Source organism: Castellaniella sp. (genome assembly GCF_034675845.1).
Taxonomy (GTDB): domain Bacteria; phylum Pseudomonadota; class Gammaproteobacteria; order Burkholderiales; family Burkholderiaceae_B; genus Castellaniella.
This window is the reverse complement of the sequence record NZ_JAUCCU010000001.1, coordinates 2,188,277-2,200,801: the sequence shown is the minus strand read 5'-3', so window position 1 is coordinate 2,200,801 and position 12,525 is coordinate 2,188,277. Positions and strand designations below refer to the sequence as shown.

13 protein-coding genes and 1 pseudogene are annotated in these 12,525 nt (G+C 55.4%); 6 read left to right on the top strand and 8 right to left on the bottom strand.

Annotated features, from left to right (window positions below; translation table 11 throughout):
• Positions 1–427: 427 nt before the first annotated feature.
• The 5 genes from wrbA to VDP81_RS10545 all read right to left on the bottom strand — a co-directional run bounded on the left by wrbA (position 428) and on the right by VDP81_RS10545 (position 4,424).
• Complete coding sequence (gene wrbA, locus VDP81_RS10565; RefSeq protein ID WP_323012277.1) at positions 428–1,027, bottom strand: NAD(P)H:quinone oxidoreductase; 600 nt, start codon at positions 1,025–1,027, stop codon at positions 428–430.
• 11 nt (positions 1,028–1,038) lie between these two features.
• On the bottom strand, positions 1,039–1,491 hold the full coding sequence (locus VDP81_RS10560; RefSeq protein ID WP_323012276.1) for a DoxX family protein: 453 nt from the start codon (positions 1,489–1,491) through the stop codon (positions 1,039–1,041).
• Between the two features lie 10 nt (positions 1,492–1,501).
• On the bottom strand, positions 1,502–3,397 hold the full coding sequence (locus VDP81_RS10555; RefSeq protein ID WP_323012275.1) for an amidohydrolase: 1,896 nt from the start codon (positions 3,395–3,397) through the stop codon (positions 1,502–1,504).
• Positions 3,398–3,414: 17 nt separating this feature from the next.
• The gene (locus VDP81_RS10550; protein ID WP_323012274.1) at positions 3,415–3,675 is read right to left on the bottom strand and encodes a XapX domain-containing protein; all 261 of its coding nucleotides are present in this window, start codon (positions 3,673–3,675) and stop codon (positions 3,415–3,417) included.
• 62 nt (positions 3,676–3,737) lie between these two features.
• Positions 3,738–4,424 (bottom strand): hydrolase, encoded by a 687-nt coding sequence (locus VDP81_RS10545; RefSeq protein ID WP_323012273.1) that lies wholly within the window; start codon positions 4,422–4,424, stop codon positions 3,738–3,740.
• 272 nt (positions 4,425–4,696) lie between these two features.
• On the opposite strand from VDP81_RS10545, the gene VDP81_RS10540 reads away from it, so the two are divergent.
• The 5 genes and pseudogenes from VDP81_RS10540 to VDP81_RS10520 all read left to right on the top strand — a co-directional run.
• Positions 4,697–7,696, top strand: coding sequence for an ATP-binding protein (locus VDP81_RS10540; RefSeq protein WP_323012272.1), 3,000 nt, complete (start codon positions 4,697–4,699; stop codon positions 7,694–7,696).
• A gap of 111 nt (positions 7,697–7,807) precedes the next feature.
• Positions 7,808–8,212, top strand: a complete 405-nt coding sequence (locus VDP81_RS10535) for a nuclear transport factor 2 family protein (RefSeq protein WP_323012271.1) — start codon at positions 7,808–7,810, stop codon at positions 8,210–8,212.
• A gap of 138 nt (positions 8,213–8,350) precedes the next feature.
• On the top strand, positions 8,351–8,938 hold the full coding sequence (locus VDP81_RS10530; protein ID WP_323012270.1) for an AraC family transcriptional regulator: 588 nt from the start codon (positions 8,351–8,353) through the stop codon (positions 8,936–8,938).
• Between the two features lie 154 nt (positions 8,939–9,092).
• Complete coding sequence (locus VDP81_RS10525) at positions 9,093–9,314, top strand: alpha/beta hydrolase (RefSeq protein ID WP_323012269.1); 222 nt, start codon at positions 9,093–9,095, stop codon at positions 9,312–9,314.
• Between the two features lie 250 nt (positions 9,315–9,564).
• Positions 9,565–9,813: pseudogene (locus VDP81_RS10520) on the top strand (alpha/beta fold hydrolase); the annotation flags it as partial.
• Positions 9,814–9,961: 148 nt separating this feature from the next.
• On the opposite strand, the gene VDP81_RS10515 reads toward VDP81_RS10520, so the two are convergent.
• Complete coding sequence (locus tag VDP81_RS10515; RefSeq protein WP_323011486.1) at positions 9,962–10,930, bottom strand: IS5 family transposase; 969 nt, start codon at positions 10,928–10,930, stop codon at positions 9,962–9,964.
• On the opposite strand from VDP81_RS10515, the gene VDP81_RS10510 reads away from it, so the two are divergent.
• Positions 10,853–11,641, top strand: a complete 789-nt coding sequence (locus VDP81_RS10510) for an alpha/beta fold hydrolase (protein ID WP_323012421.1) — start codon at positions 10,853–10,855, stop codon at positions 11,639–11,641. The genes VDP81_RS10515 and VDP81_RS10510 overlap by 78 nt on opposite strands.
• On the opposite strand, the gene VDP81_RS10505 is transcribed toward VDP81_RS10510, so the two are convergent.
• Complete coding sequence (locus VDP81_RS10505) at positions 11,627–12,070, bottom strand: TrbM/KikA/MpfK family conjugal transfer protein (protein ID WP_323012268.1); 444 nt, start codon at positions 12,068–12,070, stop codon at positions 11,627–11,629. The genes VDP81_RS10510 and VDP81_RS10505 overlap by 15 nt on opposite strands.
• Positions 12,071–12,119: 49 nt before the next feature.
• Positions 12,120–12,413, bottom strand: coding sequence for a plasmid mobilization protein (locus VDP81_RS10500; protein WP_323012267.1), 294 nt, complete (start codon positions 12,411–12,413; stop codon positions 12,120–12,122).
• Positions 12,414–12,525 lie beyond the last annotated feature (112 nt).

Genomic DNA, 12,525 nt, shown 5'->3' with positions numbered 1-12,525 from the left:
GGTTTTGGATGTCAATATTATTACATGAAATCAATGTGTTATTGATACTTCAGGGGCGACTTAGTACGGGGAACCGGTATATTGAGCAGTTGCTGCTCCCACAGATACGCGATGCCGCTACCGGCAGAATGCTGAATAAGTATGTCAGTGAGCCCAACTGCAGTGTCGGCCCGCGCCCAATCACGCTGCCACTCGGCTGACAGGTCATCAAATTAACGCCAGCCGCAGCCTGAATCGCTGGTATGGCGACGCAGATCTCGGTCCACAGGCCGGCAATGATCAGCTGCTTGCGACCTGTCGAGTGTCGACTCGACGGCAATGTTGTTCGGGCGAATCATGCTGGCTAGAACGCCATTGTCGTAACGACGATATAACTATCTCGCAAACGGCCATCCACTGATTGAACAGGTTTACTGTTATGGAAGATTCATGCGATCAATTTTGCAGCGATCTGTGCAACATGCCGTCCTTGATAACGGGCACCATCCAATTCAACTTTGCTCGGTTGCCGAGAGCCGTCGTTCCCAGCGATAGTGGAAGCACCATAGGGAGAGTTGCCCATGACTTCATCGACACCCATCTGTCCCTGAAATGAATAAGGTAATCCGACGACAATGAGGCCCAGGTGAAGCAAGACCGGATGAAAGGTGAGGACGGTCGATTCTTGCCCACCGTGCTGAGACCCGCTGGCCGTAAAGACCGAACCGACCTTACCGACCAGTGCGCCGGTGGCCCAAAGCGCGCCAGTCTGGTCGATGAAGCTCTTCATTTGCGCTGCCATGTTTCCATAGCGTGTAGGAGTGCCGAAAATGATGGCGTCGTATTCCGACAACTCTTGAACCGTGGCGACTGGTGCGCTCTGGTCAAGTTTAAAGCCCGACCTCTTCGCGACTAGCTCAGGGACCGACTCGGGCACCCGCTTGACGACAACGTCCGCACCTGCCTCGCGGCCCCCTTCCGCTACGGCATACGCCATAGTTTCAATATGTCCATAAGACGAGTAATACAGTACCAGTACTTTTGCCATAACTACCTCTCTTAAAATTTTCGATTAACAAGTTTCTCGTGGAGGTCCAACCATGCCACGAGCAGGAAGCCGCCGACCAAACCAAGGTGCTCAAAGAATGAATTGGTAGCCATGAAGCGCTCATGCCCCACTGGTAGTTCCCAATAACGCAAGGCGATACCTGTGGCAAGCAACGTAAAGCCTGCCAACCCCAGGGCTCCGAGCCAACGCAGACGACCCATCAAGATCATCAACGATGCAACCAACTCGAGTACGATCACCAGCACAGCAAACAGCGGTGCGGGTGTCAGCCCAAAGTGATTCATCTCCGCGATGGCCCCTGGAAAATCGGTCAGCTTGACGATGCCTCCTTGCAAATAGGCTGCGCATAGCCCCAGATATGCAATAAAACGAATGGCTCTGCTTCCAAGGGCTGGCCGCGAAGCGGCGACTGGCCAATTGCCATTAGTGTTGTTCATAGACATGGCCGATCCCTTAAACTGCCCAGCAAGAGCAGCCCAATGCGCCAAAGAAGCCTTTTAAGTCGGAGGCAGGAACCTTTGAACCCCAGGCTGTCGCATGATCATGGCCATGTAATCCGCATGCGCTTGCGCAGCCGCATGAAGCAATGGCTTGATTGCGAAGCGGTTGCAGGGAGTTTTTGCCTGCCCCTTCTGGTTCGCCCCATGCACCGTAACCTTTGAATAGACGCGTGGGAGACCAATCGGGCATTGCGGGCGGTACAGGATTGTCATCCAGTGAAAGGAATTGCCCCTCACCATAAACAATGCGTCCACCTACGACAGTCAAGTGTGAGGTAAGAAACGAGATTTCGTCCTCCGGCACTCCGAAATAGTCTTTGCTGGGAACGATGAAATCGGCGAACTGGCCTGCCTGGATGCGCCCACGCTTGTTCTCTTCATTGGAGAACCAAGCCACATTCTCCGTCCACATTCTCAGTGCGGTTTCCCGATCGAGAAGATTGCGTTGGGGATACAGCCGCATGCCGCCCAGCGTTTTTCCCGTGATCATCCACGAGAGCGACACCCAAGGGTTATAAGATGCGACGCGAGTGGCATCCGTCCCTGCGGAAACCTTTACGCCTCGGTCCAGTATCTTGGCGATTGGCGGGGTCGCTTCGGCTGCTTTGGCGCCGTAGCGCTCAACGAAGTATTCACCTTGATAGGCCATACGGTGTTGCACTGCAATGCCGCCACCCAACTCGGCTACTCGGTCAATCGATTTATCGGATATTGTTTCAGCGTGGTCGAAGAACCAGTTGATCCCCTGAAGCGGTATGTCCTGATTAACCTTCTCAAACACATCCAACGCTCGAGATATGGTCTCGTCATAAGTGGCATGCAGGCGCCAGGGCCAGTTATTTTGTGCCAGAATACGCACCACCTCTTCCAACTCACCTTCCATCTCTGGCGATAAGTCTGGTCGTGGCTGGCGAAAATCTTCGAAATCGGCGGCAGAAAACACTAACATCTCGCCCGCGCCATTGTGACGAAAATAGTCCGTGCCTTGTTTGTACTTTACGCTGCTGGTCCAATTCAGAAAGTCTTCCTTCTCTTCTTTGGGCTTTTGCGTGAAAAGGTTATAGGCCAGACGCACGGTCAGCTGTCCTTCATCTGATAGTTTCTGGATAACAGCGTAATCTTCCGGGTAGTTCTGAAAGCCGCCTCCCGCGTCGATAAGACCAGTGATACCCAGCCGATTGAGCTCACGCATGAAGTGACGTGTTGAGTTGACCTGATAATCAAAAGGTAACTTAGGGCCTTTCGCCAAAGTGGAGTACAGGATCATCGCGTTGGGCTTGGCTAACAGCAAACCGGTAGGATTGCCATTCGCATCGCGAGTAATTTCTCCCCCCGGAGGCTGCGGCGTATCTTTGGTGTAGCCAACGGCTCGTAAAGCAGCACCATTCAGCAGCGCCTGGTCGTATAGATGAAGCAAAAAAACGGGCGTGTCGGGTGCAATGGCGTTAATTTCCTCTATCGTCGGCAAACGCTTTTCAATGAATTGATGTTCAGTGAAGCCTCCAACCACACGTACCCATTGCGGTGCCGGAGTGATGGCGACTTGACGGCGTAGCATGTCCAACGCATCCGCCAGTGAGCGCACACCGTCCCAGCGCAACTCGAGGTTGTAGTTCAGCCCACCTCGAACTACATGGGTATGGTTGTCATACAGGCCTGGAAGTACATGCCTGCCGCGTAAATTAACTGCCCGAGTTGCCGGAGGGCTCAGGGCGAGAATTTCGCTGTCTGTACCGACGGCTAGAAATTTTCCGTCTTTGATGGCGACCGCTGTGGCAGTAGGGTTGGCGCGATCAAGAGTTGTGATTCGGCCATTGTGGAAAACGATGTCTGGAATGGAGTCAGCCATAAGAGAGTCTCTTTTAATCACGCAGTGTCCTTTCTTACCTGGTTTCTTCCTGGCAGCTGTCCGAGCACATGTTCAGTGGCTTGTGTTTTCGCACAGGCTGTAGTGAACGCCGTACCCTCCAGGATCTGTTTGCTTACTGGAATAAGCTGCTCGCCAATCAACATGCCGAGCAAGCCTAACAATGCGACCAATGGTGGTGCTGGAGAACGCACACTGAGCAAGCTATAGATAACGCCCACCAACACCCCAGCGGCTATGGAAAAAATATAGAGCTTCATGGTTCGCTCTCTCGATGTGCTTAGTTATGACGGGCGCACCGCTAGAATGTGCGCCCCATTCGTTAAAGAGACGCGGCCACCGGGGCAAGAATCGGCCCGTGTTCGGTCCGCTGCGGCGCCTTGTGAACCATGGTGTACGCATAGTCAACCCCCATGCCATAGGCACCGGAGTGTTCTTTAACTAGCTCCATGACAGCGTCATAAGTGTCCCTATTCTTCCAGTCGCGTTGCCATTCAAGCATGACCTGTTGCCAGGTAACGGGCACAACACCGGCTTGAATCATGCGTTGCATAGAGTAGTCGTGGGCCGCCTCGCTTGTGCCGCCCGACGCATCCGCTACCATGTATATCTCGTAGTCGCCTTCGAGCATTGCCGACAGGGCGAATGTGTTGTTACAAACTTCAGTCCACAAGCCTGACACGACTACTTTCTTGCGGCCGTTCTTCTTGAGCGCGTCCCGCACTTTCTGGTCATCCCAGGAGTTCATCGAACTGCGCTCGAGAATGGGCGCCTCCGGAAATACCGATAGCAGTTCAGGATAGCTATAGCCAGAGAAGCTTTCCGACTCAACTGTGGTAATAATGGTCGGAATCGAGAAAATCTTCGCGCCTTTGGCTAGTCCGACTACGTTGTTCTTCAACGTCTGTCGGTCAATGCTTTGAACCCCGAACGCCATTTGGGGTTGCTGATCGATGAAGATAACCTGGCAGTTATCCGGCGTCAGTAGTTCGAGTTTTGGGTTGGTCATGTTAAATTTCCTATAGAGCATGCTTGCGCAGATAGTGACCGCCACCAATGGATCGATTTTTGGGTCGATCATGGCGACGTCTGAGGGCGCGCGCCCGAGCGGTTCTAGGCCATTCCTGGCCTCAATAACGCTATTGCCATAACGGCTGTATCACTATCTCGCACAAGGCCATCCATTGATTGGACAGCCCTGCTTTTATGGAAGATTCCTGCGGTTCATAGGAGGTACAAGCAGGACGAAGACCTCGTGTATTGTGTGGCGGAGCCCTTCGCATGGAAAATCATCATTTGCCCCCGAGTCCTTACGTGCCAGAAGGTGGCGAGATCGTCGAGTTTGGCCCATTTCGTCTACACGTAACCGGACGGTTGCTGCAGCGCCATGGGGTGACCGTCAAACTCGGTAGCCGCTCGCTCGATTTACTGATTGCGTTGGTTGAGCGGTCCGGAGAAGTAGTTTCCGGGCGTGAATTGATCGCGCGTGCATGGGCGGGGCTGGTGGTCGACGAGGCCAATTTACGCGTCAACATCTCAAACCTGCGCAAGTGTCTGGGTGAAGCCAAGGACGGTGCGCGCTACGTCGTCAACCTTCCAGGCCGCGGATACAGCCTCGTGGTACCCGTAACTCGAGTGCATTCCGAGACTTTGTCCCAGAAACTCGAGGCCATCCGATCTCCCGATCCTCGCTCCGCCAGCCAGCCATTCGTATCGACCCCGGAACGCTCGTTGCCCGAACAACTCGGACGTCTCATTGGACGCGACGCTTCGGTTCGCACATTGGTCCAGATGCTCACCGAGCACCGATTTGTGAGCATCGTCGGCCCTGGTGGAATGGGCAAGACGACTGTCGCGATCTCCGTAGCGCACACGATGCTCGATGCCTTTAGCGGCGCCGTGTACTACGTCGACTTATCCTCGGTCACTGACGCCTCGCTCGTTCCTGCTACGATTGCCTCCGTGCTCGGCCTAAAGGTGCAGTTACAAGATCCTAAACTAAGCATCCTGACTTTTTTGGGCGTTCGAAGAACGTTGCTCGTACTGGACAATTGCGAGCACCTCATCGACGAGACGGCGGCTCTCTCAGAATGGCTTCTTAAATCCGCGCCTCAGGCTCACCTGCTTACGACCAGCCGCGAGTTATTGCGTGTCGAGGACGAGCATGTACATATCCTTCCGCCGCTCGATTTTCCTCCAGTCAGCGATGGCATGACAGCGGACGATGCGATGGCGTTTCCCGCAGTCCAGCTTTTCATGGATCGAGTAACGGCAAGCGGCGCGCAAGAGACACTGACGGATGAGACAGCGCTGCTCGCCGTCGAAATCTGCCGAAAGATGGATGGCATTGCCCTGGCGATCGAACTCGCCGCCGGTCGCGTGCGCTCGCACGGCCTGCGCGGAACTGCGGAACTGATCCACAGCCGCTTCGATCTTCTCTGGCATGGCAGGCGCACCGCGCCGCCCCGGCATCAAACACTCCAGGCAATGCTTGATTGGAGTTACAACCTGCTGTCCGAGAACGAACGCCGCGTCCTGGTCAGGTTGTCAGTGTTCGTGACTCCGTTCCATCTGGCGGCGGCACAGTGGGTCGCTACGGACGCAGTCCTCACGCAGACCCACGTATCAGCAGCAATCGCAAGCCTTACCGACAAATCACTGCTGTCGCCATCGACGCTGAACGGATCACGGCATCTGCGCCTCCTGGACTCTACACGCGCCTACGCATCGACAAAACTAGCGGAGTCGGGCGAACTCAACGCCGTCTCGCGCAAGCTCACCGAGTATCTCATTGCACAACTCAGCGGAAATAATGAGCGTGAGAATGAGTGGCAGGCCACGAACCGGGATGTGATGGGGGGCTACAACATGCGCTCTGCGCTGGTGTGGGCACTCTCCGAGCCAGGAGAGGGTGAGCGGGTCTGCAACCTGCGCACTGCGCTTGCATGGGCGTTCTCCGAAGCAGGCGAAAGCGAGCTGGGTGTTCGTCTGGCAGCGCTCGCCGCACCGCATCTACTGGCGTTATCACTACTGGACGAGTGTCATCGCTGGTGTCAAGCCGCGTTGTTGCTACTGGGTCCCCAGGAGGGCTCCGCGACACACCTCATCTTGCAAGAAGCGTTGGCGATCTCCGCACTACTAACTCGTAGCAATGGTAATGAAGTCCGTAATTCGATTGAACACGCCCTACGCCTTGCTCGGACCTTAAACGATCACGAACGCGAACTTGGACTACTTTCGGGACTACATACCTTTTTGATCGAAATCGGTCACTCCCATGGGGCGGTCGAGGTGAGCCGACGCAGTATCGAGCTGGCACGCAGTATCGACTCTCCTGCGGGGATCGTCATGTCTGAGTGGATGCTCGGGTGTGCGTATTTCTTGGCTGGCGATCAGGCGGGCGCGTTACGCCACATCGAAGAGGGCTTCAAGCAATCTGCGGCGCGTGGCGTGACAAAGATCGATATGTATGGTTACGGACATCGGACGCGTGCTCTCATCGTCCTTGCACGCGCGCTTTGGTTAAGCGGCGCCACCGAACGCGCTGCTCAAGTTGCACATCAGGCCGTCGAGGAGGCTGAGCAGAACGAGCAAACGGTGAACGTATTCGTCGCCGAATTGCTGTACGCCTCGACGGTTTTTCTGTGGAGGGGAGATATAGAGGAATCGGAAGCGCTGGAAAACCGCCTCAAGCAATACGTTAGTCGTTACTCCTTTGGTCCACATGTGGCTTTGAGTATCGCGCTGTCAGCCGAAGTGGCTTTACTCCGAAGGGAATTCCAGACGGCAGCAAACAGGTATCGCGAAGCGCTAGATATTTTGAATGGAGAGGGCCGTCACTTACTCACGATGACCTTGAGCCGATCGATGTCTGAAGCTCTGTTCGAATGCGGTGAGATCCTGGAGGCGGAGGCAATGATCTCTGCGGCTCTGGAGCGAGCCGAGGCGGGACATGAGTCATTCGACAGGGCTGAGCTATTGCGTACGCGAGCCCGAATCGGGGTGGTTTCCGGTCGCTTAGATCCGCGCGCAGCCAAGGCGATGTTGCAACATTCAATTGAGCTTGCAAATAGTCAAGGCGCACTCAGCTTCGAATTGCGCTCCGCTATGGCTTTAGGTGAACTACTCGCAAGCGAGGAGCGGAGTGAGGAGGCCAGCACAATCCTGGCGGAGGTTTACGGCCGCTTTACAGAAGGTTACGACACATGCGACCTCAGAACAGCCAGACGTTTAATCGAAGCCTGGCGTCCGGCCGCGAGGGCAAAGCAAGTCTCTGATTGACCTCGTGGTTTACACGGTTTTACACCACTTTACGAGCGCTCCAGTCCGCAACCTCCGAGAATAGGAAAAGATAACTCGAGGGCGTACGCACGCCCTACAAGGGGTGTTTGTATGGTTGGTCACTCAAGCGATTCTATTCTTCCTCAAAGAGTCGCACAGTTCATAGAGGCAACGAATGCCGGTGATCTGTTCCATCTTCTTGAAGTTTTCGCGGCAGATTCGATCGTCAACGATCAGTTACAGCAATGGTGCGGGCTGGCTGAACTAAAAAAATGGGCCGAGTGCGACGTTATCGGGCAGCAGCTGTCGCTTCGCCCCATTCATTGCGTTCAGCACTACGGCCACTGCGTTGTCGCGGCCCACGCCGACGGAAAATTCGATAAGCGTGGGTTGCCGGATCCGCTGGAAGTCCTGCTCTATTTCACTCTCGCCGAAGACAAGATCGTGCAATTAATCATTCTGCGAGATCACTCGGGCACCTCTCCTTTCGATGCGTCGTGGCGCAGCGGCACGTAGAGGCCAGAAGTCAGCGCGATAGAGTGGCCTTACTTTACAGCGTTTTTCTACACTTTACTTAGCATTTGAGCGCACTTATCCGATCATCTTCGTTACGTGGATCGACATCCCTAATCGATCACAAACGGAGGAAGTCCCATGAGCAACTGTGTAGTGTTGGCCACCAACGCTCGTGAACCGAACAACCAGAGTGGGGTTATGTTGACAGCGACTTTGCTGGAGTTGCTCACCGTGGCGCAATCTAACGTCGAGGTTGATCGTAAGGCTGTACAAGCATGCTTATCCCGCGCGACGGCGTTGCTAACGGCCAGTCTGGAACGAGGCGTCGGACAGAAGGCCGAGAGCGCATTCCGCGGCGGATTACCCCATTGGCAGGCGAAACGCTTGACAACCTACATTGAGGAAAATCTCGAACAGCCTATCAGGAGCCCTGATCTCATTGCTCTTACCGGACTGAGTACGGGACACTTTTTCCGAACTTTCAAAGAAACATTCGGCCAGGCTCCGTTCGCCTATATCGCAAGACTGCGCATCGAGCGCGCACAGCAAATGATGCTGACGACCAACCATTCCCTCTGCCAAATCGCGCTAGATTGCGGGATGTGCGATCAGTCCCATCTCACACGCTTGTTTCGGCATCTCGTGGGTATGACACCCGGCGAATGGCGGCGGATATATGCCAGCGAATCGTTGAAATCGATACAAGCGAATGCGGAGGTGGAGTGAAGCCAAGTTCTCGATCTGCACGCGATCACTGAGATGTGTAGAAAACCTTTGCTTATCCAAACCTACATTCATCCAAACATAGCACTCTCGTCCTATCGTTGCTTGGGTTATCGCCTTATCGTTCCTCTGGAGCTCACCCACAGGAGCGATATCCATGACTACGTTCACCACTAGCGATAACGCCACACTTTTCTACAAGGACTGGGGTATCCATGGCGATGACGTTCAGATCGTTCCACTCGCTGCTTCTGCAGAGTTAGCAGTAGGACTGGTCAACGATGGCACCCTGAAAATCTACCCCGGCGGTTCGCATGGGTTGGCACAGACTGATGCTGATCAGTTTAACGCTGATGTGCTGGCGTTTATCCATAGCTGATTCTTTACATCGTCCGAATAATCCTCGGGCACTGCGCATCACACAATCATCCCAATCTCAGACAGCCATCCAATAATAAGAGACAGTGAATTGCGACAATGAACTGGCACTAATAGTTGCGAAGTCTCAGATCATGTATTTCGTTATGGTTTCTGGGCCAGCGTGTCGATTCTTCTCTCATGGCGAATCGACCGTTGTTACCAAACAGCTGGTTTGAACAGGTATTTCCAAAAAACGAGAGGATAATGCGATGAAAACACGTTATGGGTTTATTCAAGTCGATGATGTCGAGGTCTTCTACCGCGAGGCGGGACCGAGTGACGCACCGGTGATTCTGCTCCTGCATGGGTTTCCGAGCGCCAGCCACATGTTCCGTGACCTGATTCCATTACTCGCCGATCGCTTCAGGTTAATCGCGCCCGACCTGCCCGGATTCGGCCAGACAAAGTCGCCACCGCGCGGTACATTTGAATACTCGTTCGACAGCCTAGGGAAGGTCTGATCAAGCCGGTTTCAGAATCTGTTTTTCCAGCCCAATCGACCTGAATTTCATAATGCAGAACTTTTGCTCAAAAATAGGCCAGAATCAGGGTGATTTCCGCCCTGACAGGCCCGTTTTGGGCCCTCTACGCCCATTTCGGGCGCACCTATCCCGCCGTAGCCATCAAATGGTGGCGCACCTTCCACAGGTTTGCCAACGTAAACAGCATCTTCAGCTGCGCCGTGTTCTTGGCCAGCCCCCGATAGCGCACCTTGGTAAATCCAAACTGGCATTTGATCACCCGAAACGGATGCTCCACCCGCGAGCGCAGGCTGGCCTTGGCTCGTTCGTAGGACTCCAGCATCCGCCCCATGTTGCTCTTGCCCAGCGCACGGCGTTTGCCCGGACGCATGGCAATGTGCCACTGCACGTTGCGACTCTGGTTTTCCTCTCGATCCTGGACTCCTCGGTAGCCCGCATCGCCCAGCACCAATTCTTCTTCACCGTGCAGCAGCGCATGGGCCTGCGTGACATCGTGAACATTGGCTGCCGTGCCCACCACAGTGTGCACCAGGCCGGTCATGTCCACGCCAATGTGGGCCTTCATGCCAAAGTGCCACTGATTGCCCTTCTTGGTCTGATGCATCTCGGGATCCCGCGCGCCTGCGGCGTTCTTCGTAGAACTGGGCGCTTCGATGATCGTGGCATCGATGATCGTGCCCTTGCGTACCGTGATGCCCTGATCGGCCAACAGCAAGTTCACCGCTTCCAGTGCGTCTGCTGCAATGTCGTGTTTTTCCAGCAGATGACGAAAGTTCAGGATCGTCGTCTCGTCAGGAATGCTGCCACGCGTGAGCGAGAGCTTGGCGAAATTGCGTATCGAGGTGCTGTCGTACAGCGCCTCTTCCATCGCCGGGTCCGACAGGTTGAACCACTGCTGCATGAAGTGGATGCGCAGCATCACTTCCAACGGGTAAGGCCTACGGCCGTTGCCGGCCTTCGGGTAGTGCGGTTCGACCAGGTCGGCGAAGACCTTCCAGGGAACGGCCCGTTCCATCTGGGCCAGGAACTTCTCGCGGCGCGTCACTTTGCGCTTGCCTGCAAATTCGGCGTCGGAAAAACTCAACTGGCTCATCGGGGCTTCCTGATTGGGTCTCGTTCAACAACCTACATTCTGACAGGTCCAGGGGACTTGTTCAGACCTTCCCTAGCCAACGTGATCGAGGGTTTCACTGAAGCCATGTCACTGGAGCGATATGCGTTGTACGTCTTTGATTACGGTGCTCCGGTGGGCCTACGGATAGCCATGCGCAATCCCTATCGGGTATCAGCAATCATCTCGCAGAACGGTAACGCCTACCTCGACGGGTTTAGCGATCAATGGGGACCCTGGGAGGCTTACTGGCGCGAGCCAAGCGCGGAAAACCGGGAAGCCTGCCGGGAATCCCTCTCACCGGACACCATCCGCAATTGGCAATACGGCACGGGCGCCGAGCCAGGAACGCTGTCACCAGACGGCTATGAGCTCGACATCGCCTACATGGCACGGCCGGGCGCGGAGGAGATTCAACTTGATTTGATTCTCGACTACCGCAGTAACGTCGCGCTGTATCCAGCGTTCCAAGCTTACTTTCGCGACTACCGCCCCCCGTTACTTGCCGCATGGGGGCGCCATGACCCTGCGTTCGTACCTGCCGGTGCCGCCGCTTACAAGAAGGATCTGCCAGATGCTCAGGTTCACCTCCTTGATGCGGGACATTTTGCGCTAGAAACGCATGCGCAAGAGGTGGCAACCTTGATACGCGCATTCCTCGAGCCGATTGCCCATCAATCACGACAGCCTTGAACGTTCGGGAGCCTCAATCAATACGACAAAGTTTAAACTCCAGGCCTGCAGCCTGAGTCTTAACACGTACGTTTCTGCTGAAGTCCACCGCAGCGGCGTTCGCCGCTGCTGCGGAAACATAACAGCACAGCGAAAAAGCTCCGTACCCGGTTCGTCGGAAGACGGACATTCAGACAGGAAAGCCCGTCTGGCCGCGACCGTTGCAGACCAGTCCAGGCCGCGCTTGTTGTATTTCTTGATGTCGAAATAATGATCCAGCGACGGGCTGCACTCACCAGGGCGCAAGCTGGACGACAGGCATAGCGTCGCTTCGCAGGCCAGGCGCGGAATGCCGGTCAGTAGCTCAATGGTGCCGTTCGCGTGGGCGGCAGGCGCCAGGACGCAGGCAAGCGCCAGCGCCCCGGCCCGCAGGGCGGGAAGGGTGTGCATGGGGAGGTCTCCGGAAAGGGTAGAGCGTGTGGCCTGTCGGCCTGGGGGATCAGCGCTGCTGCTGCAGCGTCTGTTGTGCGATGGCGAGATGTTCAGGCTTGGCCATGGCCCGCAGCAGGTGGGCGCTTTCAATAGCAGCCAGGCGGGTGTCTCGTAGCTGGCCCAGATCAGCCACGACCTTGCGCAGCAGGGTGAGTTCTTCCTGTAGGGTGTCGTCGGCGGAAAGCCGTCGCCTTACATAGTTAGAGAGGGATAGCCCGGACAGGGCGGCGGCTTCGCCCAGGCGTGCAGCATGGGACGGGGTCACCCGAATGCGGATGACCTCGGAGAGAGGTTCGTTCATGGAGGCCCAATAGGTAGGGAGACGCGTTAGCTTTGTGTTGGTGCAGCAATCGTTGGTCTCATGGGTGTTAATTCCGACTTCAAAATGACACATTCTGTTAGATGTGTTAGCG

Bases quoted from the DNA above. Each gene is read 5' to 3' on its own strand.
- wrbA (WP_323012277.1), bottom strand. From the start codon at position 1,027: ATGGCAAAAGTACTGGTACTGTATTACTCGTCTTATGGACATATTGAA.
- VDP81_RS10560 (WP_323012276.1), bottom strand. From the start codon at position 1,491: ATGTCTATGAACAACACTAATGGCAATTGGCCAGTCGCCGCTTCGCGG.
- VDP81_RS10555 (WP_323012275.1), bottom strand. From the start codon at position 3,397: ATGGCTGACTCCATTCCAGACATCGTTTTCCACAATGGCCGAATCACA.
- VDP81_RS10550 (WP_323012274.1), bottom strand. From the start codon at position 3,675: ATGAAGCTCTATATTTTTTCCATAGCCGCTGGGGTGTTGGTGGGCGTT.
- VDP81_RS10545 (WP_323012273.1), bottom strand. From the start codon at position 4,424: ATGACCAACCCAAAACTCGAACTACTGACGCCGGATAACTGCCAGGTT.
- VDP81_RS10540 (WP_323012272.1), top strand. From the start codon at position 4,697: ATGGAAAATCATCATTTGCCCCCGAGTCCTTACGTGCCAGAAGGTGGC.
- VDP81_RS10535 (WP_323012271.1), top strand. From the start codon at position 7,808: ATGGTTGGTCACTCAAGCGATTCTATTCTTCCTCAAAGAGTCGCACAG.
- VDP81_RS10530 (WP_323012270.1), top strand. From the start codon at position 8,351: ATGAGCAACTGTGTAGTGTTGGCCACCAACGCTCGTGAACCGAACAAC.
- VDP81_RS10525 (WP_323012269.1), top strand. From the start codon at position 9,093: ATGACTACGTTCACCACTAGCGATAACGCCACACTTTTCTACAAGGAC.
- VDP81_RS10515 (WP_323011486.1), bottom strand. From the start codon at position 10,930: ATGAGCCAGTTGAGTTTTTCCGACGCCGAATTTGCAGGCAAGCGCAAA.
- VDP81_RS10505 (WP_323012268.1), bottom strand. From the start codon at position 12,070: ATGCACACCCTTCCCGCCCTGCGGGCCGGGGCGCTGGCGCTTGCCTGC.
- VDP81_RS10500 (WP_323012267.1), bottom strand. From the start codon at position 12,413: ATGAACGAACCTCTCTCCGAGGTCATCCGCATTCGGGTGACCCCGTCC.